This window comes from Candidatus Dactylopiibacterium carminicum, from assembly GCF_014736495.1.
GTDB classification, from domain to species: domain Bacteria; phylum Pseudomonadota; class Gammaproteobacteria; order Burkholderiales; family Rhodocyclaceae; genus Uliginosibacterium; species Uliginosibacterium carminicum.
Genome location: NZ_MDUX01000029.1, coordinates 1 through 24,070 on the forward strand (window position 1 = coordinate 1; position 24,070 = coordinate 24,070).

The following is a 24,070-nucleotide window of genomic DNA, read 5'->3' on the forward strand; positions in this document are numbered from 1 at the left end:
TGAAAAACAGTATTTCATGAAGCTCGGGGCTGTCTAGGAAACCCGGGGCGATTCACAGCTTCGTGCTGGCCGATGGCACGAAGAAGTCCGCAGGCGTGATCCTGCCTGCGCGTCTGACATTCACCACCGGCGCAGCCGAGATCATGGAGACCGTGGCGGGATCCTGCCGCGTGCTGCTCAAGGGCGAGAGCGAGTGGAAGACCTATGGCGAGGGGCAACGTTTCGACGTGCCGGGAAATTCCAGCTTCGAGATCGAAGTGACCGAGCCCTATCACTACATCTGTCACTACGCCTGAAATTCATTGGCGCTTCGCGTCGCGTGTCGCCTTTTCCGCGATCTGCATGCGATGCGCCTCAATGAATTTCGTGTCAGGAATCAGGAGAGTCTCAATGCCTTCATTTGATTTCACTTCAGAAGCCGACATGGTCGCGATCAAGAATGCGATCGATGTGGCCTCCCGTCAGATCGACAACCGCTACGACTTCAAGGGCACCAGCGCCAAGATCGAGTTCAACGAGAAGGACAAGCAGATCACGCTCTTCGGCGATTCGGATTTCCAGCTCGATCAGATCAAGGACATTCTTTTCCCCGCGATGGAAAAGAAGGAAGCCGAGAGCTCCAAGCGTTTGGATGCTGAAAAGGTCGAGTCGATCTCGGGCAACAAGGTCAAACAGCTCTTCAAGATCAAGAGCGGCATCGAGAGCGAATTGGCGAAGAAGATCGTCAAGCAGATCAAGGACGCCAAGCTCAAGGTGCAGGCCGCGATCCAGGGCGATGCAGTACGGGTGACCGGTGCCAAGCGTGATGACCTGCAGGAATGCATCGCGCTGATCCGCAAATCGGTTACGGATTTCCCGATCAAGGCGGGTAATTTCCGCGACTGATCCCCACGGAGTCTTTGTCGGACGTGGCCTGTACTGCCCGGGCGGAAAAGAAAAGGCGGAACGCTTTCGCGTTCCGCCTTTTTCATGTCTTCGAAGCAGTCTGGAATCAGTCAGCGTTGAGCGACTCGATACGCATGCCGTAGAAGCTGCGATACACGAACACCAGATTCAGCAGCAGGAAGATAGCGGCCAGCGTGTACTGAACACCGGTGCTGCCCTGGGTTTGCAGGCCGACGGCCATTTCTACGGCGAGCAGACCGAACAGGGTGGTGAACTTGATGATCGGGTTCATAGCCACCGAGGAGGTGTCCTTGAACGGATCACCCACGGTGTCACCCACCACGGCGGCGTCATGCAGAGGGGTGCCCTTCGCGCGCAGCTCGGTTTCCACAATCTTCTTGGCGTTGTCCCAGGCGCCACCGGCATTGGCCATGAATACTGCTTGATACAGGCCGATGATGGCGATCGAGATCAGGTAGCCGATGAAGAAGAAGGGTTCGATGAAGGCGCAGGCCAGCGTGCCGAAGAACACGGCGAGGAAGATGTTGAACATCCCCTTCTGTGCGTACTGCGTGCAGATCGCCACGACCTTCTTGCTGTCTTCGATAGAAGCCTTGGTGACGCCATCGAGCTTGATGTTGCGCTTGATGAACTCCACCGCACGGTAGGCACCGGTCGACACGGCCTGGGTGGATGCACCCGAGAACCAGAAGATGGTGGCACCACCGGCGATCAGGCCAAGCAGGAAGGGGGGGTAGAGCATCGACAGCTTCTGTACGGCAGCGACACTGTCGAGGCCATCGGTGAGCATGAAGATGATCGAGAACACCATGGTGGTCGCACCCACGACAGCGGTGCCGATCAGCACCGGCTTGGCGGTAGCCTTGAAGGTGTTACCGGCGCTGTCGTTTTCTTCGAGCAGATCCTTGGCCTTGTCGAAATTGGCGTCAAACCCGAAATCACGCTTCAGTTCGCCTTCGATGCCTTCGATCTGTTCGATGGTGGAGAGCTCATACACCGATTGAGCGTTGTCGGTCACCGGGCCATAGGAGTCGACCGCGATGGTGACCGGGCCCATGCCGAGGAAGCCGAATGCCACCAGGCCGAAGGAGAATACCGCGGCCATGATCTTGCTGTGTTCGGGGTTGTTATTGATCACGTGTGCCAGTTCGCCTTGCGAGACGAGGTAGGCGCCAGTCATCAGGCCGACGATGATCACGCCCATTCAGAAGGCGGAGAAGTTGCCTGCGGTGAGGCCGGCCAGGATGTTCAGGCTGGCGCCACCTTCGCGAGAGGCGGTGACGACTTCACGCACATGACCGGACTTGGTGGAGGTGAACACCTTCACGATCTCGGGGATGATCGCACCGGCCAGCGTGCCGAAGGTGATGATGATCGACAGCTGCCACCACAGGCTGGTATAGGCCACACCGTTGATGGAGATATTGCCGATCAGCGCCTTGGAGACGATGAAAGTGAGGATCAGGGAGACGATGGAAGTTACCCATACCAGCGAGGTCAGCGGGGCTTCGTAGTCGAATTTGTCGGCATTGCCGAAGCGGGCCTTGGCCACGGCTTCGTTGAGCAGGTACGACGCGCCGGAGGCGATGATCATCACCACGCGCATCACGAAGATCCAGACCAGCAGCTGAACCTGGGTGGACGCCTCGGGCACGGCAAGCATGATGAAGCTCACCAGGGCCACGCCGGTCACACCGTAGGTTTCGAAACCGTCGGCGGTCGGGCCAACCGAGTCGCCCGCGTTGTCGCCCACGCAGTCGGCAATCACGCCAGGGTTGCGGGCATCATCTTCCTTGATCTTGAAGACAATCTTTATCAGATCGGAACCGATGTCAGCGATCTTGGTGAAGATGCCGCCTGCGATTCGCAGTGCGGCAGCACCCAGCGATTCACCGATGGCGAAGCCGATGAAACACTTGCCGGCCAGCGAAGGATCGATGAAGAGCAGGATGCCCAGCATGATGATCAGCTCGGTGGAAATCAGCAGCATGCCGATCGAGATACCAGCCTTGAGCGGAATCGCGTAGCACGGGAAAGCCTTGCCATTGAGTGAAGCGAAAGCAGTACGGCTGTTGGCCAGCGTGTTGATGCGGATGCCGAACCAGGCCACGCCGTAGGAGCCGGCGATACCGATCAGCGAGAACACCAGGATCAGCAGCACTTCAGACGCCGGCAGGCCGGCGGTGCCATCGGCGCCATGGGCGACGAAGCCGAAGTAGGCCACGATGATCACAGCGATGAAGGCTTCGAGGATCAGCAGGAACTTGCCCTGCGTGAACATGTAGGTCTTGCAGGTCTCGTAGATCAGCTCAGAAACATCGGCCATGGATTTATGGACCGGGAGTTTCTTGACTTGCGTATAGATGATGGCGCCGAACACCAGACCCAGCGCGCAGATCAGCAGGCCCCAGGAGAGCAGGGAGCTACCGGTCATGCCGCCCAGGAAGGTGGCGAGTGACGGATCGTTCAGATTGGGTAGCACCAGGTTGGCTTCACTGGATGCGAGTGCGGGACAGGCTGCGCTGCCAAGCGCCAGGACTGCGAGTAACTGCAGATGACGCTTGATGGCTCCGCCGCTTTGCGCGATGAAGCGTGCGCCGACGGATCGGGCCGTTGTTACAAATGACATATATGCCTCCATGTATACTTCGATCAACAAAACAGTGGATCTGGTGTTGCTTCCGCAAGGCTCACGAAAAAGAAGTCAACGTTGCGGGCTATTGCATTGTTTGTACGCTAGCGGCTATTGGGGTTGACGGGGCTCAAACACCTTCGTTGCATCGGGAACAAAACAGGTGCGAGTTGCCACATCGGCAACAGATGGCAATGACCCCGGTGACAGAAGCTGTTTCCCGCGACAGCACGGGGGTAGCATGCGACCAGCGCGGCAGGGGCCGCGATGATTCCAGGCGTCCCGCACCATGAATACACCCATGATCCTTGGCCTGACCGAACCCGAATTCGCCGAGCTGTGCCTGAAATTCCTGCTCAGCGGGCTGATCGCCTACATGGTGTTCATCATCTGGCGTCTGGCGACCGAGTCGCGTGCCGGGCGCTACGGCGCCTTCTGGCTGTTCTTCGCGCTCGGCCTGGGCATGTTCGGCTTCATCGCCAAGGAGCTGGTCATCAAGATGCTGTCTTCGCAATGAGATCCGAGCTGCTGGAAAAACTGGTGTCGATGCACATGCCCTTCGGCAAGTACGAAGGGCGTCTGCTGGCGGATTTGCCGGGGCATTATCTGGGCTGGTTCGCACGTGAAGGTTTTCCGCGCGGAGAGCTCGGAACGCTGCTGGCCTTGATGTACGAGCTGGATCACAACAATCTGCGCGGTCTGCTCGATCCGCTGCGTCGCCCTTCCTGAGTGCTTCAGGCCGCTGCCTCGATGAGGCGTCGGGTGTAGGGCTCGCGTGGCTGTGCCAGCACTGTTTCTACAGGGCCGCTCTCGATCACCCGGCTGTCCTTCATCACCAGCACGCGATGGGCCATGGCACGGATCACGTCGATGTCGTGGGTGACCAGCACGTAGGCGATGCGGTAGCGGCGCTGCAGTTCCGCGAGCAGCGCCAGCACCTGCTGCTGGATGGTCACGTCCAGCGCGCTGGTGGGTTCGTCCAGGATCAATACCTGCGGACGCAGGATCAGCGCCCTTGCGATGGCGATGCGCTGGCGCTGGCCGCCGGAAAATTCGTGCGGGTAGCGCGCGAGCAGGGATTGGTCATCCAGACCGACATCGGCCAGCGCGGCGAGAATGCGTTCGCGCCGTTCGGCGGCGTTCAGGCGCGGCTCATGGATTTCCAGCCCTTCGCCGACGATCTGCTCGATGGTGAGTCGTGGCGAGAGGGAGGAGAGCGGGTCCTGGAATACCACCTGAATGCGTTTGCGCAGGCTGCGTTCCGTTTCCCGGCCGCCCTGGCGCCATTGCTGTTGCCCCAGCGCCACACGGCCTGTCGACGGAATCAGATCGAGCAGGGCGAGCGCCAGCGAGGTCTTGCCCGAGCCGGATTCACCGATCACGCCCAGGGTTTCGCCCGGGGCGAGATCGAAGCTGGTCGGGCTCACCGCGCAGAAGCGCCCCTTGCGGAACCAGCCGGCGATGCCGGGCAGGGTTTGCGGGTAGTGCACGCTCAGATCCGTCGCGCGCAGCAGGCAACCGTTGGCCGCGGCGGCAAGCTGGCGTTGCGGGCGGCTGTCGATGAGGCGCCGGGTGTAGGGATGTTCCGGTGTGCTCATCACCTTGCTGGTGTCGCCCTGTTCGACGAGCCGGCCTTTTTCCATCACCGCCACGCGATCGGCGAAGCGGCGGACCAGGTTCAGGTCGTGCGTGATCATCAGTACCGCGAGGTCGCGCTCGCGGCGCAGCTCTTCGAGCAGATCGAGGATCTGCAGGCGCAGGGTGACGTCCAGCGCGGTGGTCGGTTCGTCAGCGATCAGGATCTTCGGATCGCAGGCCAGCGCCATGGCGATCATGGCGCGCTGGCGCTGCCCGCCCGAGAGTTGGTGCGGGTAGCTGTCGATGCGCCGTGCCGGCTCGGGGATGCCGACGCGCTCCAGCGCGGCGATGGCCTGTCTGCGCGCGGCACGGGCATCCAGGCCCTTGTGCAGTTGCAGGCTTTCCATGATCTGGCGGCCAATGCTCAGCACCGGATTCAGGGCTGTCATGGGCTCCTGGAAGATCACCGAGATCTCGCCGCCGCGGATCTGCCGCAACTCACGGGGGCTCATCGCCAGCACTTCCTTGCCGGCGAAACGGATACTGCCTTCGAGGCCGGCGGCTTCCAGCAGGCGCAGGCAACTCAGCGCGGTCACTGTCTTGCCTGAACCGGATTCTCCCACCAGGGCGAGTTTTTCACCGGCTTTCAGGCTGAAGCTGGCTTTGTGCACCACGGCGTGCTGGCCGAAGCGGATGTCTAGATCCTGGACTTCCAGAAGGCTCATTGCCCGTCTCCCACCAGTTTGCGCGGATCGAGCGCATCGCGCAGCGCGTCGCCGATCAGCACCAGCAGCATCAGCGTGCCGACCAGCACGGCAAACGTGGAGACCGAGATCCACCAGGCATCGAGATTGGCCTTGCCCTGGGCCAGCAGTTCGCCCAGGCTGGGTGAGCCGGGCGGCAGGCCGAGGCCGAGGAAATCCAGGCTGGTCAGCGCGCCGATGGCACCGGCCATGGTGAACGGCAGCAGGGTGATCACCGGCGTCAGGGCGTTGGGCAGGATGTGGCGGAAGATGATCCTGCGCCGGCTCTGCCCCAGGGCACGCGCGGCGCGCACGTAATCCAGACTGCGGTTCTTGAGGAATTCGGCGCGTACGTAGGCGGCCATGCCCAGCCAGCCGAAGGCGGAGATCAGGGTGACGAGCAGCCAGAAGCCCGGCGAGAACAGTGCCGAGAAGATGATCAGCATGTACAGCGTGGGCATCGCGGCCCAGATTTCCACTGCGCGTTCCATGGCGATGTCGGTCCAGCCGGCGAAGAAGCCCTGGATTGCGCCGTAGAGCACGCCGAGCACGGCGCTGACCAGCGTGACCACCAGTGCGAAGAAGACCGAGAGCCGGAAGCCGTAGAAAAGACGGGCGAGCAGGTCACGGCCGCGGTCATCAGTGCCGAGCAGGTTTTCGCGCGTGGGGCCGGAAGGCGCCGGCTCCTTGGCGAAGTAGTTGATGGTGCTGTAGTGGTTCGGATTGGGTGGGAACAGTGCGAAGTTGCCTGGCTGCTCGAATTGCTCACGGATGAAAGGGTCGTGATAATCGGTCGGGGTGTCGAAGTCGCCGCCGAAAGTCGTTTCGGGCAAGGTCTGCGCGATGGGGAAATACCACTGGCCGACGTAGCGGGCCACGATGGGGCGGTCGTTGGAGAGCAGTTCAGCGCCCAGGCTGAGGATGAACAGCAGACAGAACAGCCACAGGCTCCAGTAGCCGGGGCGGTTGCGGCGGAAGCGCAGCCAGGCGCGACGGGCGGGGCTTTGCGGGCGGGGCTCAGTCATATTTCACGCGCGGGTCTACCCACAGGTAGGCAAGATCGCGGATCAGGGTGGTGAGCAGCCCGATCAGCGTGAACAGGAAGAGGCTGCCCAGCACCACCGGATAATCACGCCGGATCACCGATTCGTAGGAGAGCAGGCCCAGACCGTCGAGCGAGAAAAGCGTTTCGATCAGCAGCGAGCCGGTGAAGAACGCTCCGACGAATGCGGCCGGAAAGCCGGTCATGATCGGAATCAGCGCATTGCGGAAGACATGGCGCCAGAGCACGGTGCGCTCATCCAGCCCCTTGGCGCGGGCGGTGAGTACGTACTGCTTGCGGATCTCTTCCAGCATGGAGTTCTTCGTCATCAAGGTGATGACGGCGAAGCTGCCGGCGGTCATGGCGATCACGGGCAGGGTGATGTGCCAGAAGTAGTCCAGCAGCTTGCCCCATAGGCTGAGTTCATCCCAGTTCGCCGAGGTGAGCCCACGCAGCGGGAACCATTGCAGCACGCTGCCGCCGGCGAACAGCAACATCAGCAGGACGCCCAGCACGAAACCGGGGATGGCGAAGCCGAGCAGCACCGCGAAGCTGCTGGCGAAATCGAAGCGGCTGCCGGCGCGTACGGCCTTGAGAATGCCCAGCGGCACCGAGATCAGATAGGAGAGCAGGAAGCTCCAGATGCCCAGCGAGATGGAGACCGGCAGTTTTTCGCGGATCAGCTCGCCCACGCCCTTGTTGTGGAAGAAACTTTGCCCGAGATCGAAGCGCGCGAACTGCCCCAGCATCTGCAGGTAACGCTCGTGCGCAGGTTTGTCGAAGCCGTAGAGTTTTTTGATCTCCTCGATGCGCGCCGCATCCACGCCCTGGCGGCCGCGATAGGCACTGCTGGCGGAGCTCGCCGCGCCTTCCCCGGCGGCGTTGCGTCCCTGCAATTGCGACACCATCTGCTCCACCGGCCCGCCAGGCACGAACTGGATCACCAGGAAGGTGATGGTCAGCACCCCGAGCAGCGTGGGGATCATCAGCAACAGGCGTTTGAGGATGTAGGACCACATGGGAGTCAGTCGGTCTCGCGTTGCAAATGACGCGTCAGGTCGTCAAATACGCCGGATAGATTCTGCAGCACGTCACCGTTGCGGTAACGCAGCACCCTCAACCCCTGGCCGGCCAGGAAGCGTGTGCGTGCGGCGTCATATTCCGCCTGTGCGGCATGGCTGTCGCCATCGACTTCCACGACCAGTCCAAGTTCGGCGCAATAGAAGTCGACAATGTAATGGCCGATCGGTTTCTGACGGTGAAATTTGTAATGCGCGAACTGGCGATGCCGCAACACCCGGCGCCAGAGCAGCGCTTCCGCTGGCGTGGGGTTGCGCCGGTTGGCACGGGCCAGGGCCGTCAGCGCTTGGGCGTACGGCAGGAAGCGGCGCTGAAACCCCTCCCCAGCCCTCCCCTTGTCAGGGGAGGGAGTATCGGGCGCGGTGCGTTCGGGGGAGTCCCCGATGAGGGCGGGCGTTGCGGCCAAGGCGTGTGCGGACTCCCCCCTGACAAGGGGGGCTGGGGGGGTTAGAGGGGGGCGCCGAGTGGACATCGCTCAGTTCCCCGCTGGCAGTGACCACCAGGTGCGCAGCACCCAGTCCTCGGCCTGGAAGTAGTCCGGTGCCGTGGCCGGTTGGGCGAAGCGCTTGCCGCGCCAGGCGATGCGGAAGCCGTCTGCATACCAGGCGGGGACGAAATGATGCTCGTGGCGCAGCACGCGATCCAGCGCACGCAGGCTGGCGATCAGCGCTGGCCGGGTGGTGGCGCTGATGGCTTTCTGAAGAAGCGCGTCCACTGCCGGACTGCGGATACCCATCAGGTTGCCCGAGCCCTCCGTGTCGGCTGCCTTGCTGCCAAAGCGGTCCAGCAGCTCGGCGCCCGGGGCCTCGGAGCCGAGCAGGCGGATGCTGGTGATGTCGAAGTCGAATACATCCAGCCGCTTTTGCAGCAGGGCGAAATCGACCTGGCGGTAATCGCACTGGATGCCGAGCTTGGCCAGCGCCTGCATGTAGGGGGTGACGACGCGCGATTGTCCCCCTTCGCTGTCCAGGAATTCGATCCGGAACACTTCTCCCCTGGCATTGCGCAATGCACCGTCGCGGTAGGTCCAGCCGGCCTCGGCGAGTAGATCGCGGGCACGGCGCAGATTGGCGCGCAGGCTGTCCGGTGGCTCGGTGGTCGGCGGCATGGGCACCGGTCTGGTGAACACCTCGGGGCGAAGCTGCTTGCGTAGCGGTTCGAGCAGCGCGAGTTCATCGGCGCCGGGCAGGCCCTTGGCCTCGAAATCGCTGCCGTTGAAGTAGCCGCGCACGCGTGTGTAGCTGTTGTAGAAGAACTGGCGGTTGAGCCATTCAAAGTCCATGGCCAGGCCGATGGCTTCACGCACCCGGGCGTCCGCCAGATGCGGGCGGCGGGCATTGATCAGATAACCCTGGAAATCGCCGGCATTGCGAGCCGGCAACTTGCTGCGCACGAGGTTGCCGTTGTCGAACTGGCGTCCGGTGAAGACGCGAGCCCATTCGCGCGCGGAGAAGACTTCCACATAATCGAACTCACCGGCCTTGAAGGCTTCGGTCTGGGCGGTATTGTCCTTGTAGATGCGGTAAGTGACGCGATCGAAGTTGAACTGGCCGCGCCGTACCGGAATATCCTTGGCCCAGTAGTCGGGATCTCGGTCGTAACTGATGTCGCGGCCGAAGCTCTGGCGGCCGATGCGATAGGGACCACTGGCGATCGGCGGCTCCATGACGATCTGGTCGAAGGGCTTGCCGGCACCCCAGTCCCGGCTGAACACCGGGAGACTGCCCACGATCAGCGGCAATTCGGCACTGGCGCGTACGAACTCGAAGCGGACGCGGCGTGAATCCAGCGCGCGTGCATCCTTTACGTCGGCGAACAGGTTGGCGTAGCCTGGATGCGCCTGCTTGCTGGTCAGCATGCGGAAGCTGTGCACCACGTCGGCAGCTTCCACGGGTTTGCCGTTATGAAAGCGCGCGGCCGGATTCAGGTGAAATGTGGCGGAGAGCTTGTCTCGTGCGACCTGGATATCGTCGGCGAGCAGGCCATAGGCGGTGGTGGGTTCATCCAGCGTGCCGGTGAGGAGGCTCTCGAAGAGCAGGCGGGAAAGGCCTGGTGGTGAAGTGCCCTTGAGCGTGAAAGGGTTGAATTTGTCGTACTGGGTGACGCGCGTGGGCGCCACCAGCCTGATCTCGCCCTCTTTGGGCGCTTCCGGATCAACCCAGTCGAAATGCCGGAAACCCGCCGGGTACTTGATGTCGCCGAATTGCGCATAGGCGTGTGCAGCCTGCACTGGGGCGGGGGCGCTCAACCCCGTCAGGAATACGAGGAACAGGTAGCAAAGCGGTCGCCACATGCCTTGCGTTCTCATGTTTCAGGTTGCCAGCTTGTATTCGATGGCATCCACCAGCGCACGCCAGGAGGCGTCGATCACGTCGGAGGATACGCCGATGGTGCTCCAGGAATTCTGTGCGTCGGCCGATTCAATCAGCACACGCACGCGGGCAGCGGAGGCTTTGTCGGAGTCGAGTACGCGAACCTTGTAATCGGTCAGGCGCATCTCGCGCAATTGCGGGTAGAAGCGCTCCAGCGCACGGTCCAGCGCATTGACCGGGCCGTCGCCCTCGGCGGCAGTGATCTCGTCTTCGCCGTCGACACGGATCTTGATCATGGCCGACGAGTTCACGCCATTGACGCTGGGCTCATTGACGATGACCTTGAATTCCTTGAGTTCGAACGAAGGTGTGAATTTGCCCAGCATCTTGCGCACCAGCAGTTCGAAGCTGCTTTCAGCGCTCTCGAACTGATAGCCCTCGTGTTCCAGTTCCTTGAGTCGTTCGATGATGGCGTGGGTTTCAGGCGAATCCTTGGTCAGTGCAGGGTCGATGTCGTTGATCTTGCCCAGGATGGTGGAACGGCCCGCCACCTCGCTCATCAATACTCTGCGTGCATTGCCCACGGATTCCGGCGGCACGTGTTCATAGCTGACAGGATTCTTCTTCACTGCATCGATGTGCATGCCGCCTTTGTGGGCAAAGGCGTCGGCACCGACGTAGGCTGCCTTGTCGTTATGTTCGACGTTGGCTACTTCGGAGACGAAGCGGGCCACTGGGGTAAGGTGTGGCATCGCCGCGGCGGGGATCACCGGGAACCCCAGCTTGAGCTGCAGATTGGGGATGATGGCGCAGAGATTGGCATTGCCGCAGCGCTCGCCGATGCCGTTGATGGTGCCTTGCACCTGGCTGGCGCCGGCCTGTACGGCGCGGACCGAGTTGGCCACCGCCAGCTCGCAGTCATTGTGGCAATGGATACCCACGGCAACGCCGGGGAAGCGTGAAACCACCGCGCGGGTGATTTCGAAGATCTCGTCGGGGAAACTGCCGCCATTGGTGTCGCAAAGCACAAGGCTGTCGGCGCCGCCTTCGGTTGCTGCGGCCAGCGCCTGCAGGGCGTAGTCCGGATTGGCCTTGTAACCGTCGAAGAAGTGTTCTGCATCGAACACCACTTCACGCCCCTGGGCCTTGAGCCAGGCAAGCGTGGCGCGGATTATGCGCAGATTCTCTTCCAGCGTGGTGCGCAGGATGGCGGTGACCTGGTAGTCCCAGGTCTTGCCGAAGATCGCCACGGCCGGCGTGCCGGCGGAAAGCAGGGATTCGAGTTGCCTGTCCTCGGCCGGCTCGGCGCCGACTTTGCAGGTGCTGCCGAAGGCGATGATGCGGGCATGGCGCAGCGTCAGCTCGCGCACGCGCTCGAAGAATTCCAGATCCTTCGGATTGGAGCCCGGGTTGCCGGCTTCAATATAGGTAATGCCCAGCTCGTCGAGCTTGCGCACGATCTTGAGCTTGTCGTCCACCGAAAAGGATATTCCCTGGGCCTGCGCGCCGTCGCGCAGGGTGGTGTCGTAGGCATAAACCGGGTGAGTCATGTTCTGGATCAAAACGGAGATGGGCTGCACAACGGGTATCCGCCAAAAACTTGGCGAAGTGCTCGAAAAGTACCACAGAACCCTCAGGAAGCTGAACCATCAGGTATTGGGGTGTTTGCCACGGGCTGGGAGTGGGCTGGGTGCCGCCAGCCTGTTGATGTGTTGCCCCCCTTTGGGATCGTTTGCCGCAGGTGTATCTTCTGTCAGCCGTCACACGATGAATTTGCAAGAATTTTTCTGACTTCGTGGCGGGACCAATCACATAAGAACAATTGCGGCGCTGGGGGCAGGCTTTGTTGCGAGGAGTTTTTTCGGCCAAGCGGAGGCGCGATGATGCGCGCGTCTGGCTTGGACTATCCGTGTTCGGCGCAATGCCCGCTCATGCAAGTGGCGCGGCAGAGGGCGGTGGCACGGCCCTGATCTCCGTCATGATCGGGGCCGCATTGCTGTTGCTGCTGACGGCAGCTTTAATGTATCGCCGTCAGTTGCAGCAGATTTCGCTGCGTACCCGTGAGCTGCAGCGCTCGGAAAAGCGCTTCCGGGTGCTGGTCGAAGGCACGAACGTGGTCGCCTGGGAGTACGACGCCGGCTCCGATGCCTTCACTTACGTCTCCGCGCCTGGCGAACACCTGTTGGGTTTCAGCCTGGATGACTGGCGACGTTCGGGGTTCTGGCGTTCCCGTCTGCATCCGGAAGATCGCGAACTGGCGCTGGCTTTCCTGCGCGACACCATGGCGTACGCGGATGCTCGCGAAGGCGAGTATCGCTTGTTGCTTGTTGCATGCGGATGGGCGCGAGATCCATGTGCGCGATCTGCGCAGTCCCATGGAAAGGCATCAGGGGCATCTCAGCGGGCTGCGTGGCATCTTTGTGGATATCACTGCACGCAAGGCCTCGGAAGCGGCATTGGAGGATAGCGAAGCGCGCTTCCGGGGTACTTTCGAGCAGGCCGCGATGGGGGTCTGTCTGTGCGCGGTCAATGGTCGTTACATGCGTGTCAATCAGCGCTACTGCGAGCTGACCGGCTATTCCGAGGTGGAGTTGCTGCTGCGGGATTTCCGCGAAATCACGCATGCCGACGATCTCGAAGCCAATGAACGCCTGCTTGATGCGCTGATCCTCGACAACACCGAGCGGCATTCGATCGAGAAACGCATCCTGCGGCGTGATGGCGAGCTGATCTGGGTGAATCTGACCATTTCACTGGTGCGTTCGCGGCGCGGCTCGGGGCAGTTCATGGAGGTGATCGAGGACATCACCGCCCGCAAGCATGCCGAGCGCGAGCTGCGGGAGAGCGAAGCACGCATGCGCAGCATCCTTTCCGCCATGCGTGAGGGCGTGATCATGCGTGATGCCGAAGGCGTGGTGATCATCGCGAATGCAGCGGCCCGGCGCCTGTACGGGCTCGCGCCGGAAGCGGTGTTCCCGCCGTTGCTGGAGCCCGAGGGCTATTCCTTCGTGCGCGAGGACGGCTCCGAATGCCCGGTACCTGAACTGCCTGGGGCGCGTGCCATGGTGGAAGGCTGTTCGGCCGCAGCCGTGGTGGGCATCGTGGCGGAAAACGGGCAATGCAGCTGGGTCATGGCACGGGCTGAGCCCTTGCAGCGGGATACACACACGGGCCTGTTCCCGGTGGTGCTGACGCTCAACGACCTGACGGCGCAGCGGCGCGCGGAAGAGGAGCTGCGTCTGGCCGCGACGGTATTCGACAACAGTGTCGAAGCAATCATGATCACCGATGCCGGCAGACAGATACTGTCGGTCAACAAGGCTTTCACCGTGCTGACCGGGCACGAGCCGATGAGCGTGAGTGGCCAGACGCCGGCCATCCTCAGTTCCGTACGCCAGGGACTGAACCAGTATGACCGCATCTGGCGCGAGGCCGCCATGCGTGGGGTCTGGCAAGGCGAGGTGTGGCAACGGCGGCGGGAAGGTGGTGAATTCCCTGTCTGGCTGTCGATCAGCGTGGTGCGGGATCGTGGCGGGGCGATTGCCAATTTCGTCGCGGTGTTTTCGGACATTACCGAGCGCAAGGCCAATGAAGCGCGTATCGCCTTTCTCGCGCATCACGATCCGCTCACGTCACTCCCCAACCGAACACTTTTCCAGGACCGTCTGGAGCAGGCGCTGGCGCGCTGCGAGCGTAACGGCGGGCGGCTGGCGTTGCTGTTTCTGGACCTCGACCGGTTCAAGACCATCAACGACTCGCTCGGCCATCTTGCCGGAGACCGTCTGCTGCAGGCCGTAGCCGAACGGCTGCGCCACTGCGTGCGTGACACCGACACCATCTGCCGTCAGGGCGGTGACGAATTCATCATCGTCCTGCCGGACGTGCTGGATTCCGAGGTCTCGGCGCGGGTGGCCGAAAAGATCCTGCGTCGTCTGGCCGAGCCTTTCGAGATCGATGGCAATGCGCTGGGCACCTCCTTCTCCATCGGCATTGCGGTGTACCCGAACGATGGTCGCCAGGCTTCCGTACTGATGAAGAATGCCGATACCGCGATGTATCACGCCAAGGAAAGCGGGCGGAATACCTATCGCTTCTTCACCGAAGCCATGAATGCCAACGCATTGGAACGCCTGCAGGTGGAGAATCAGTTACGTCAGGCGCTTGAGCGTAGCGAGCTGCTGCTGCACTTCCAGCCCCAGGTCGAGCTTTCCAGCGGGCGCATCGTCGGTGGCGAGGCCTTGTTGCGTTGGCAGTCGGAAGTGCTGGGCTTCGTGCCGCCCGGGCGTTTCATTCCCATCGCCGAAGAGTCCGGATTGATCGTGCCGATCGGGCGTTGGGTGCTCTGGGAAGCCTGTCGGCAGGCCAAGCGCTGGCTCGTCGAAGGGCAGGCCCGTGTGACGGTGGCCGTCAATATTTCTGCCTTGCAGTTCCGCCGCGAGGATATCGTCGAGCTGGTCAGCCAGGCCCTGGCCGAGACCGGATTGCCGCCTTCCTGCCTGGAGCTGGAGCTGACCGAATCCTTGCTCATGGAGCAGGCCGAGGATGTGCTGGATACCGTGCAGTGCCTGAAAAATCTGGGAGTCCGACTTTCTATCGATGACTTCGGCACCGGCTATTCCTCACTGTCCTACCTCAAGCGTTTTGCCGTCGATCGGCTGAAGATCGATCAGGGGTTCGTACGCGACATGGTCGAGGACCCGGACGATGCCGCCATCGTGCGCTCCATCATTCAGCTGGGGCGAAGCCTCAAGCTGGATGTCATCGCGGAGGGCGCTGAGTCCCGCACCCAGGTGGATTTCCTGATCAGCGAGGGATGTCGCGAGGCGCAAGGCTACTATTTCTGCCCGCCGGTGACGCCTGAGGTATTCGCACAGATGATCAGTTCCAGTCCCGACCCGTCCGAATGGCAGCGAGAAGCAAGAAGGGCTTGAGTTTCCGGGCTGCTGAGGCCAGAATCGCCCTGTCGTCGAGGCTGCAGCGGTGCGATGCAGCTTCAAGGCCCGTCCCGCAAGGCATAGGCCCGGCTTTTTGTGTGAGGTAAGCACTGGTTTTCCCTGATCGCCAAGGCGTTCTTCTGCACTGATATTGCACATCTTCAACGCCTGGGCTTGAAGTCCATTCCATCAACCGGAGATAACGCATGAACAAATCCGACCTGCTTGCAGCCATTGCAGCCAAGACCAATCAGTCCAAGGTTGCTACCGGCGAGTTTCTTGACGCCGCCATCGCCGTGATCGAGGAAGCTGTTGCCACTGGCGATTCCGTGACCCTGGTGGGCTTCGGCACTTTCAAGGCCGCCGCACGCGCCGCACGCGAAGGCAAGAACCCCAAGACCGGCGAAAAGATCAAGATCGCCGCGACCACGGTGCCGCGTTTCTCCGCCGGTGCTGGCTTCAAGGCCAAGGTTGCCGCAGGCAAGGTCAAGAAGGCCAAGAAGTAATTCTTTCCAGGGCCAAAAAAGAAAACGGCGTCCCGAGGGGCGCCGTTTTTCATATCCGGTATGTCTCAATCTGGATTGATGGCCCGATCTGTAGTGGAAAGTAGCTTGCGATAGGCCTGTTTGAGCCGATACAACTGGGCGGGCCGATTGGCTCGGCCGGTTTCGCGGGCGCCCTGTACAGGTTCGAGGATGTCGAGTTCATCCATCTTGCGGCGAAAACTCACCTTGTTGATCGATTCACCCAGCAAGGCTTCATAGACAGCCTGAAGCTGGGGCAACGTGAATTGCTCACCACAGAGGAAGACCGGCAGCGAGGAATAGCTGCTCTTGCTGCGGACCCGGGCGACTGCGGCCTGCACAATGTCGCGGTGGTCGAAGGGGAGCCCCTTGAGCGGGTCCACGGCAAGCAGCTGGATTTCCGGGTGATGCTCAAGTTCGAGCAGGCTGGCTGGCACCAGCGCGTAATAGGCCACCGAAATCGACCAGCCGCGTGGATCGCGCGCACGTCCGGAAAATGTCGCCAGCTGTTCCAGGTAAGGGCTGACGATGGCTGTTTTCTCAAACAGGATGCGTGCCGCGGCGCTTTCCGTATCTTCATCCTCGTCAGCGCGGACGTAGCCGCCCGGCAGGGCGAGCGCTCCGGCGAAAGGCTCGTGTTCGCGCCGTAACAGGGCCACGTGCAAGGCAGCATCCTTCAGGCTCAGCAGGACCACATCGACGGTGCAGATGATGGTTTCACGACTCACGTTCGGATTTCCTGTTGGTTGCATCTGGAAACAAACGGCAAGAGGCTTTCAACAAGCAGGCCAGAACTGTAACACCTGTTTTCCTCATGTGCCTATCTGGTGTTAGTTGAGAAATGAATCTAAGTGGCGTACAGTGCTCCGAGGCGCCACCAGCCGGATTTGCTCAGGATTGATCTCATGAACCGCGTCAAACACCATCTGCTCATCATCGATCCGCAGAATGATTTCTGCGATCTGCCCGCAACGCACCGGCCAGTGCTGGGCGGTGTGTGCCAGGCGCCCGCATTGCCCGTGCCGGGTGCGCATGCCGACATGTTGCGACTGGCGGTGCTGATCGATACCGCTCGGGAGGCGATCGATGCGATTACCGTGACGCTGGATTCGCATCAGCATCTGGACATCGCGCATCCGACCTTCTGGGCTGATGACCATGGCAATGCCGTGTTGCCATTCACCCAGATCCACGCGGAGGACGTGCGGGCAGGGCGTTACCGTCCGCGCCTGAGCGAGGCATTGCCGCGGGTCTTGGCCTATCTGGACGTATTGGAAGCCAGCGGGCGCTATACCCACATGATCTGGCCGGTGCACTGCGAAATCGGCACCTGGGGCCACAACATCCACCACGAACTGCGTCTGGCACTCAATCGATGGGAAGAGGCACATGCGGCGATCACCGCCAAGGTGATCAAGGGCACCAACCCCTGGACCGAGCATTACAGTGCGGTGATGGCGGAGGTGCCGGATCCCGCCGACGCGGAAACCCAGCTGAATTCAGCATTGATTGCCAGTCTGCGCGGCGCGGCACGGGTATTCATCGCAGGAGAGGCGGGAAGCCATTGCGTCAAGGCGACCGTTGAGCACATCGTTGCCAATCTGCCGACGGAGCAGCTAGACAGATTGGTACTGATCGAGGATTGCATCAGCCCGGTGAGCGGTTTCGAGGCGCATTACGCTGATTTTCTGACCCGGATGCGCGAGCTTGGTTTGCAGGTTCGGCATTCGACGGGGTTGATCGACGAACTGGCCGGTGGCTGATCGGAGAGATATTCAATGAGCCAGAATCAGGGACCGGTGGTGCATAGCCTGCTAGAAAACGATCTCTATAAATTCACCATGTGGCAGGCGCTGCTGCACAGCAACCCTGGTGCACAGGCGGAATATCGCTTCGTCTGCCGCAATCGGCCGGCGTTCCCGCTGACAGCGCTGAAGGTCGCGGTGGAGAAAGAGCTGGATCGCCTGTGCAGCCTGCATTTCACCCAGGATGAACTGGATTACCTTTCCAGCCTGCGCTTCATCAAGAGTGATTTCGTCGACTTTCTGTCGGTATTTCGCTTCCAGCGCCGCTTTGTCCAAGTCGGTATCGACGCCGACCAATTGACGGTGACCGCCCGGGGGCCGCTGGTGCACGTGATGGGGTTCGAGATCTTCGTGCTCTACATCGTCAATGAGCTGTATTTCCGCCGTCTGGCGCAAGAAGGGGTGATGGATATTGCCCGTGAGCGTTTGCAGGCCAAGCTGAGCTTGTTGCGTGAGGCGTTGGCGGATTCAGCCAACGATGGCGGGGCGCCTTTCATCTTCTTCGATTTCGGCCTGCGGCGGCGTTACAGCGGGGCCTGGCAGGAAGAGGTCGTGCGTACCCTCGCACAGGCTTTCCCGCAGAATTTCCGTGGTACCTCCAACGTCCATCTGGCGCGCACGCTGGGGCTGACACCGGTAGGCACGATGGCGCACGAATACCTGCAGGCCTATCAGGCCTTCGGCTTTCGTCTGCGTGACTTCCAGAAGGCCGCACTAGAAGGCTGGGTGCAGGAGTTTCGCGGTGATCTGGGTGTAGCGCTGACCGATGTGGTCGGCATGGATGCCTTCCTGCGGGACTTCGATCTCTACTTTGCCAAACTCTTCGATGGCCTGCGCCATGATTCCGGCGACCCGGTAGTCTGGGGGGAGAAGGCAATCGCGCATTACAAACAGCTGCGCATCGACCCTGCCAGCAAACGGCTGGTTTTCTCCGACGGGCTGGATCTACCGCGCGCCCTGGCCTTGTTCCAGCATTTCCGCGGCCGCATCCAGACCAGCTTCGGCATCGGTACCAATCTGACCAACGATACGCCGCACGAGGCACTCAACATCGTCATGAAGATCACGGCCTGCAATGGTCAGCCGGTGGCCAAGCTGTCCGACGCATCGGGCAAGACCCTGTGCGAGGATGAAACCTTCCTGGCCTATCTGCGTCAGGTGTTCAACCATCCGGCCTGACCGACATTCCGGGCGATGCGCATCACGGAGAACATGCTGCTTTTCTGGCGTAGCCATGAGATCTATTGCAACTGGTACCCGAGCGGGTTCGTGGTCGATGGACAGCACTTCAATTGCGGCGAGCAGTGGATCATGCATGCCAAGGCGAGCCTCTTCGGCGATAGGGAGATTGCTGCGAAAATCCTTGCCGAACCGCATGCACGTCGTCAGAAACTGCTCGGACGGCAAGTGCGTGGTTTCGATGCCGCGCACTGGAATGCCTGCTGCGAAAAGCTCGCCTTTGTCGGCCTGCTGGAAAAATTCCGGCAGAATCCGGCGCTGAAGGCCGAACTCCTGGCAAGTGGTGAGCGTCTGCTGGCCGAAGCCAGTCCTGATGACCGCATCTGGGGGATCGGGCTGGAAGAAGCAGATCCGCGCGCACTGGACTCGACGCAATGGCAGGGCGAAAACCGGCTGGGCAAGATCCTGATGCAGGTGCGCACCAATCTGAGAGCCTCATCATAGTCTTACCCTGAAACAACCCAACTCTGAATCTCCTCAATGAAGTCCGCATTCCGAATCACGCTCGCCCAGATCAACCCCACCATCGGTGACATCGACGGCAACATTGCCCTGATGCGTGCAGCCGCCGCCAAAGCCCAGGCAGAAGAGGCCCGCATGGTGGTGTTTCCCGAGCTGTCACTGACGGGCTATTACCCTGGCGACCTGCTCGATGAGCAGGCTTTCCTGGTCCGGGTGGCTGCTGGAGTGGAGGCCGTTCGTGAGGCCACGCGGGCCACTCCGGGCCTGCACTGGGTGCTTGGCGCACCACTGCCTCACGGCGGTCCCGGCAAGGCCCTGCAGAACTGTCTGCTGGTGGTTGTCGATGGCGAGATCCGTCTGCGCTACGCCAAGCAGTTGTTGCCCACTTACAACATCTTCGACGAGCATCGTCATTTCGAACCAGGGCCGGATGTCGCCTGTGTATTGCGCATTGACGGCATGCAGATCGGCTTCCTCATCTGCGAGGATGGCTGGAACGACGAAGGCCGCGCCTACACGGTCAATCCCTTTCAGCGTCTGGCTGATGCAGCGCCGGATCTGGTCGTGGCAATCAATGCCAGCCCGTCGAACGTGGGCAAGCGCGAGCAGCGTCATGCCCTGTTCGCGGCGGCCAGTGGCCGCCACCAACTGCCACTGGTATTCGTGAACCAGATCGGAGGGCATGACCAACTGGTGTTCGATGGTGCTTCATTTGTCGTTACGCCAGAGGAGGGGGTGGTCTTCGAGGCCAGGCGTTTCGAAGAAGATGTCGTCACGCTGAGCTTTGCTGACGGGCGCTTCGGGGCTGCCGATGGTGCTTCGCTGGCGACGCCTCCGATGGAAGGGTTGTCACGCATGGCGTTCTATCGCAGCCAGATCGTGCTCGGGCTGCGCGATTACGCCAGACGCAGCGGTTTTTCGCGTGCCCTGGTGGGTTCATCGGGTGGTATCGACAGTGCGCTGACGCTGGCGTTGGCGGTCGAAGCGCTGGGGGCGGAGAACGTCGTCGGCATCACCATGCCTTCGCGTTTTTCCAGCGCGGGAAGCGTGGATGACTCCGTCGACCTGTGCCGCAATCTGGGTATTCGCCTGATCGAACACTCCATCCGCGACATCGTGGTGCAGTACGAAGCCGGTTTTGCCGATGCCTGTGGTGAACCGCTGGCGGGGTTGGCGCGCGAAAACCTGCAGGCGCGGATACGCGGCACCATCCTGATGGAGTTCTCCAACGCCTTTGGCAATCTGCTGCTCACCACCGGAAACAAGAGCGAGATTTCGGTGGGGTACTGCACGCTGTATGGCGATACCAATGGTGGTCTGGGGCCCATCGGCGATCTCTACAAGACAGAGGTCTTCGACCTTTGCCGCCACATCAATACCGAGGCGGGGCGCGAGTTGATCCCGCAAGCCATCATCGACAAGGAGCCTTCGGCCGAACTCGCTTCCAATCAGCAGGACAGCGACAGCCTGCCGCCGTATCCGGTGCTGGACCTGATCCTCAAGCAACTGATCGAGGGCGAACGCCTGGGGGCCGAGGAGCGTGAAGCCACGCGTCAGGCCTACGCCGAGCTGCTGACCACGCCCGAGGGCCCCGCGCTGGTGGCGCGCGTCAAGCGGCTGATCTGGCGCAACGAGTACAAACGCCGTCAGGCGCCTCCTATCCTGCGCTTGCGTGCGCGGGCCTTCGGCAGCGGCCGGCAGATGCCCATCGCAGCCAAGTACGATTACTGAAAGCCCGGGAGTCTCCATCATGCAACATGACGTGGCCGTGCTCATCGGGCGTTTCCAGCCCTTCCACAATGCCCATGCGGCACTGCTTGCCCAGGCACTCGACGTTGCGCCACGCGTGATTGTGCTGCTGGGCTCGGCGCACGCGGCGCGCAATGCCAAGAATCCCTTCAACTGGGAGGAGCGCGCGGCGATGGTTCGCTGCACGCTGGACGAGGAGACGCGGGCGCGGGTGAGTTTCCTGCCGATGCGGGATCGCTGGGACGACGCTCGCTGGGCTGCGCAGGCGCTTGAGGCGGTGCAGCGGGAAGCTGGCGTGACGGCGCGCGTGGCGCTGGTCGGGCACATCAAGGATGCCTCCAGCCAGTACCTCAAGCGCTTTCCGAGCTGGGATTTCATCCCGGTTCCAGCCCAGGGCGAGATCGACGCCACCAGCCTGCGCCGCATCTGGTTTGAAGGTGAGGACGAGGCCGTGAACTACGCGTTGTTGTCGCCCTTGCTGCCACCGGCCGTACTGCGCTATCTGCAGGGGTGGGCGGTATTGCCGCACTTCGCCCGCCTGCGCGAGGAACATCTGACCATCGAGGAGAACAAGCGCATCTGGGGGACAGGGCCTTTCGTGACCGTGGACGCGCTGGTGAAAGCTTCAGGCAAGGTCTTGCTGATCCGTCGAGGTCGTGCCCCCGGCAAGGGGCTGTGGGCATTGCCGGGCGGCTTCCTGGACGGGCGTGAGCGCGTGCAGCAGGGCGCGATCCGCGAACTGCGCGAGGAAACCGGCCTTGCCTTGTCGGATGCCGCGCTGGAGGCAGCATTGGCCGGTGTGATCGTGTTCGATCATCCTGACCGCAGCCTGCGCGGGCGAACCATCACGCACGTGCATTTCTTCGATCTTGGCAACCTCGCGCCGCCTGAAGTCGCCGGTGGCGACGATGCTGCCGAGGCGCACTGGGTCCCACTGGAAGCATTGGCCGCGATGGAAGGCGAGTTCTTCGAGGATCATTTCAACATCCTTAACCACTTTCTCGCCATTACGCACTGACGCGGTTTTGCCGAAAGGCTTGTGTTTCCGATCAAGCAGGAACCTGCCGCCTTTTCAGGGATCTCTTCATAACGTGAAGGGAACGCTGGTGCCGTCAGGACACCAGCGTGGATCCTGCCCGCGTGATCACCAGGAGGATCGAAAAATGCGAAGAATGTTGGCAGGGCTCGTTGCCGGGCTGTTGTTCGTACCTGCTTTTGCGCAATACACCGGCCCTGGCTCACAACCGCTCGTGACCAGTCTGCAGGCTGTCCTGAGCAAGCCGGTCGATGATCAGCAGGTGACCTTGAGAGGGAGGATCCTGCGCCAAGTCTCTGGCGACAAGTACATCTTCTCGGATGGCAGGGATGAAATCCGGGTGGAGATTGACGACAAGCTGTTCGCAGGCAAACCTGTCTCTGCCAACACCCTGGTGGAGATCTCCGGGGAGGTGGAAAAGGATTTCATGGAGTCACCGGAGATCGATGTCGATGCCTTGCGTATCATCGAATGAGCGTGACGCCGGATCAGCGATGGCACGCTGATCCGGCGTCACGAGGTCTTCGCGGGGCTCCGTGGACGTTCAGCCGCCACTGCGTGCGGCAATGAAATCCTTTACGGCCTGCACGTCGATATCCATCACCTCGACCCGCTGCGGCAGGGCTTCGATGTTTTGCATGCTGGTCGGACGCCAGGGCTTCTCGCCCAGCGCTTCGATGATGGTCTCTTCGAATTTCGCCGGCAGCGCGGTTTCCAGCACGATGGTTGGGATGTCTGTGTCGCGGTGTTCGAGCGCCACCTTCAGGCCGTCGGCCGTGTGGGTATCGATCATCAGACCATGATCCTTATAGACGCGGCGGATCGTCGCGAGACGGTCAGCGTGCGAACTGGCGCCCGAGACAAAGCCGAAATCCTTGATCCGTGCCCAGAACTGCGTGCCTGCCAGATCGAACTGGCCGCCGCCATCCACTGCGCGCCACAGTTCGGCCACCACCTTGGGGTCGCGGCCGACGAGGTCATAGACGAAGCGTTCGAAGTTCGACGCCTTGGAGATATCCATCGACGGGCTGGAGGTGACTTTCACATCGACCGTCTTGCGTGGCTTGTAGGCGCCGGTGCGAAAGAATTCGTCTAGCACGTCGTTTTCGTTGGTTGCCAGAATCAGCTTGCGGATCGGCAAGCCCATCTGGCGTACGATATGCCCGGCGCAGATGTTGCCGAAGTTGCCCGAGGGCACCGCAAAACTGACTTCCTGATCGTTCCCGGTGGTGGCGGACAGCCAGCCCTTGAAGTAATAGATCACCTGCGCGGCCACCCGGCCCCAGTTGATCGAATTCACCGCACCGATCTTGTACTGCGCCTTGAAAGCGAGATCGTTGGAGACGGCCTTCACGATGTCCTGCGCATCGTCGAACATGCCGCGCACGGCAATGTTGAAGATGTTCGCATCCTGCAGTGAATACATCTGAGCGCGCTGGAAGGCGCTCATGTTTTCGCGCGGTGAAAGCATGAAGACGCGCACGCCGTGCTTGCCCCGCATGGCGTACTCGGCAGCCGAACCGGTATCGCCCGAGGTCGCGCCAAGAATGTTGATCTCCTCGCCACGTTTGGCCAGCACATACTCGAACAGGTTGCCGAGCAACTGCATCGCCATGTCCTTGAAGGCGAGTGTCGGTCCATTCGACAGCTCCTGCAGGAACAGATTGTTCTCCAGCTTGCGCAATGGCGTGATCTGGCTGGCATCCGAATCCGGGCGGCCGTTGCAATACACCTGTGCTGTGTAGGTCTTCGCCGTGAGGGCACGCAGATCTTCGACCGGGATGTCGGTAGCGAATTTCGACAGGATCGTGAAGGCCAGTTCCGCGTAGCTCATGGAGCGCATCGCGGTGAGTTCGGCGTCGGTGATCCGCGGATATTCGGCCGGCAGCGACAAACCGCCATCCTGCATCAAGCCACCCAGCAGGATGTCGGAAAAACCGAGTTGCGGGCTGTCGCCGCGAGTGGAGAGGTATTTCATGTGCTTTTCAGGGGGCGGGAAGGTGGCAGAGGGAAAGCATGCTCAGCGTG

General features: G+C 61.5%; 20 protein-coding genes and 2 pseudogenes. 13 read left to right on the forward strand and 9 right to left on the reverse strand.

What is annotated here, in order from left to right:
- Positions 1 to 53: 53 nt before the first annotated feature.
- Both ppnP and BGI27_RS09910 read left to right on the forward strand, forming a co-directional pair.
- Positions 54 to 296, forward strand: a pseudogene (gene ppnP / locus BGI27_RS09905) (pyrimidine/purine nucleoside phosphorylase); the annotation flags it as partial.
- Positions 297 to 390: 94 nt separating this feature from the next.
- A complete protein-coding gene (locus BGI27_RS09910) occupies positions 391 to 885 on the forward strand; it encodes a YajQ family cyclic di-GMP-binding protein (protein ID WP_095524712.1) in 495 nt (164 codons plus the stop codon).
- 106 nt (positions 886 to 991) lie between these two features.
- Here the strand turns inward: BGI27_RS09910 and BGI27_RS18870 are convergent.
- Positions 992 to 3,547 (reverse strand): annotated as a pseudogene (locus BGI27_RS18870) (sodium-translocating pyrophosphatase).
- Positions 3,548 to 3,827: 280 nt separating this feature from the next.
- Here BGI27_RS18870 and BGI27_RS09920 point away from each other — a divergent pair.
- Positions 3,828 to 4,055, forward strand: coding sequence for a DUF2788 domain-containing protein (locus tag BGI27_RS09920; RefSeq protein WP_095524713.1), 228 nt, complete (start codon positions 3,828 to 3,830; stop codon positions 4,053 to 4,055).
- Positions 4,052 to 4,267 (forward strand): DUF3820 family protein, encoded by a 216-nt coding sequence (locus BGI27_RS09925; protein WP_095524714.1) that lies wholly within the window; start codon positions 4,052 to 4,054, stop codon positions 4,265 to 4,267. The genes BGI27_RS09920 and BGI27_RS09925 overlap by 4 nt, the downstream gene beginning before the upstream one ends.
- Positions 4,268 to 4,272: 5 nt before the next feature.
- On the opposite strand, the gene BGI27_RS09930 is transcribed toward BGI27_RS09925, so the two are convergent.
- From BGI27_RS09930 to cimA, 6 genes are all read right to left on the reverse strand, one after another.
- On the reverse strand, positions 4,273 to 5,841 hold the full coding sequence (locus BGI27_RS09930) for an ABC transporter ATP-binding protein (RefSeq protein ID WP_095524715.1): 1,569 nt from the start codon (positions 5,839 to 5,841) through the stop codon (positions 4,273 to 4,275).
- Complete coding sequence (locus tag BGI27_RS09935; RefSeq protein WP_095524716.1) at positions 5,838 to 6,884, reverse strand: ABC transporter permease; 1,047 nt, start codon at positions 6,882 to 6,884, stop codon at positions 5,838 to 5,840. The genes BGI27_RS09930 and BGI27_RS09935 overlap by 4 nt, the downstream gene beginning before the upstream one ends.
- On the reverse strand, positions 6,877 to 7,920 hold the full coding sequence (locus tag BGI27_RS09940) for a microcin C ABC transporter permease YejB (protein ID WP_095524717.1): 1,044 nt from the start codon (positions 7,918 to 7,920) through the stop codon (positions 6,877 to 6,879). The genes BGI27_RS09935 and BGI27_RS09940 overlap by 8 nt, the downstream gene beginning before the upstream one ends.
- A gap of 5 nt (positions 7,921 to 7,925) precedes the next feature.
- Positions 7,926 to 8,387, reverse strand: coding sequence for an endonuclease domain-containing protein (locus tag BGI27_RS09945; RefSeq protein ID WP_223871731.1), 462 nt, complete (start codon positions 8,385 to 8,387; stop codon positions 7,926 to 7,928).
- Between the two features lie 69 nt (positions 8,388 to 8,456).
- Positions 8,457 to 10,274, reverse strand: coding sequence for an extracellular solute-binding protein (locus BGI27_RS09950; RefSeq protein WP_095524719.1), 1,818 nt, complete (start codon positions 10,272 to 10,274; stop codon positions 8,457 to 8,459).
- An 18-nt stretch (positions 10,275 to 10,292) separates the two neighbouring features.
- Entirely contained in the window at positions 10,293 to 11,843 is a 1,551-nt protein-coding gene (cimA, locus tag BGI27_RS09955; protein WP_095524751.1) for a citramalate synthase, read from the reverse strand.
- 371 nt (positions 11,844 to 12,214) lie between these two features.
- Between cimA and BGI27_RS09960 the strand changes: the two genes are divergently transcribed.
- The 3 genes from BGI27_RS09960 to BGI27_RS09970 all read left to right on the forward strand — a co-directional run bounded on the left by BGI27_RS09960 (position 12,215) and on the right by BGI27_RS09970 (position 15,733).
- Complete coding sequence (locus tag BGI27_RS09960; RefSeq protein WP_141239743.1) at positions 12,215 to 12,760, forward strand: PAS domain-containing protein; 546 nt, start codon at positions 12,215 to 12,217, stop codon at positions 12,758 to 12,760.
- The gene (locus BGI27_RS09965; protein ID WP_170942998.1) at positions 12,669 to 15,224 is read left to right on the forward strand and encodes a sensor domain-containing protein; all 2,556 of its coding nucleotides are present in this window, start codon (positions 12,669 to 12,671) and stop codon (positions 15,222 to 15,224) included. Before BGI27_RS09960 ends, BGI27_RS09965 begins: the two co-directional genes overlap by 92 nt.
- A gap of 209 nt (positions 15,225 to 15,433) precedes the next feature.
- Positions 15,434 to 15,733 (forward strand): HU family DNA-binding protein, encoded by a 300-nt coding sequence (locus BGI27_RS09970; RefSeq protein WP_095524721.1) that lies wholly within the window; start codon positions 15,434 to 15,436, stop codon positions 15,731 to 15,733.
- Between the two features lie 65 nt (positions 15,734 to 15,798).
- Here BGI27_RS09970 and BGI27_RS09975 read toward each other — a convergent pair whose 3' ends face one another.
- A complete protein-coding gene (locus BGI27_RS09975) occupies positions 15,799 to 16,479 on the reverse strand; it encodes an NUDIX hydrolase (protein WP_223871732.1) in 681 nt (226 codons plus the stop codon).
- Between the two features lie 177 nt (positions 16,480 to 16,656).
- Between BGI27_RS09975 and BGI27_RS09980 the strand changes: the two genes are divergently transcribed.
- From BGI27_RS09980 to BGI27_RS10005, 6 genes are all read left to right on the forward strand, one after another.
- On the forward strand, positions 16,657 to 17,514 hold the full coding sequence (locus BGI27_RS09980) for a cysteine hydrolase family protein (RefSeq protein WP_095524723.1): 858 nt from the start codon (positions 16,657 to 16,659) through the stop codon (positions 17,512 to 17,514).
- Between the two features lie 15 nt (positions 17,515 to 17,529).
- On the forward strand, positions 17,530 to 18,735 hold the full coding sequence (gene pncB, locus BGI27_RS09985) for a nicotinate phosphoribosyltransferase (RefSeq protein ID WP_095524724.1): 1,206 nt from the start codon (positions 17,530 to 17,532) through the stop codon (positions 18,733 to 18,735).
- A 33-nt stretch (positions 18,736 to 18,768) separates the two neighbouring features.
- Positions 18,769 to 19,239, forward strand: a complete 471-nt coding sequence (locus tag BGI27_RS09990; RefSeq protein WP_223871733.1) for an NADAR family protein — start codon at positions 18,769 to 18,771, stop codon at positions 19,237 to 19,239.
- A 36-nt stretch (positions 19,240 to 19,275) separates the two neighbouring features.
- Entirely contained in the window at positions 19,276 to 20,988 is a 1,713-nt protein-coding gene (locus tag BGI27_RS09995) for an NAD+ synthase (RefSeq protein ID WP_095524726.1), read from the forward strand.
- Positions 20,989 to 21,007: 19 nt separating this feature from the next.
- A complete protein-coding gene (locus BGI27_RS10000; RefSeq protein ID WP_095524727.1) occupies positions 21,008 to 22,024 on the forward strand; it encodes a bifunctional nicotinamide-nucleotide adenylyltransferase/Nudix hydroxylase in 1,017 nt (338 codons plus the stop codon).
- 145 nt (positions 22,025 to 22,169) lie between these two features.
- The gene (locus BGI27_RS10005; protein ID WP_095524728.1) at positions 22,170 to 22,517 is read left to right on the forward strand and encodes a YgiW/YdeI family stress tolerance OB fold protein; all 348 of its coding nucleotides are present in this window, start codon (positions 22,170 to 22,172) and stop codon (positions 22,515 to 22,517) included.
- Between the two features lie 69 nt (positions 22,518 to 22,586).
- Here BGI27_RS10005 and thrC read toward each other — a convergent pair whose 3' ends face one another.
- A complete protein-coding gene (gene thrC / locus BGI27_RS10010; protein ID WP_095524729.1) occupies positions 22,587 to 24,020 on the reverse strand; it encodes a threonine synthase in 1,434 nt (477 codons plus the stop codon).
- Positions 24,021 to 24,070 lie beyond the last annotated feature (50 nt).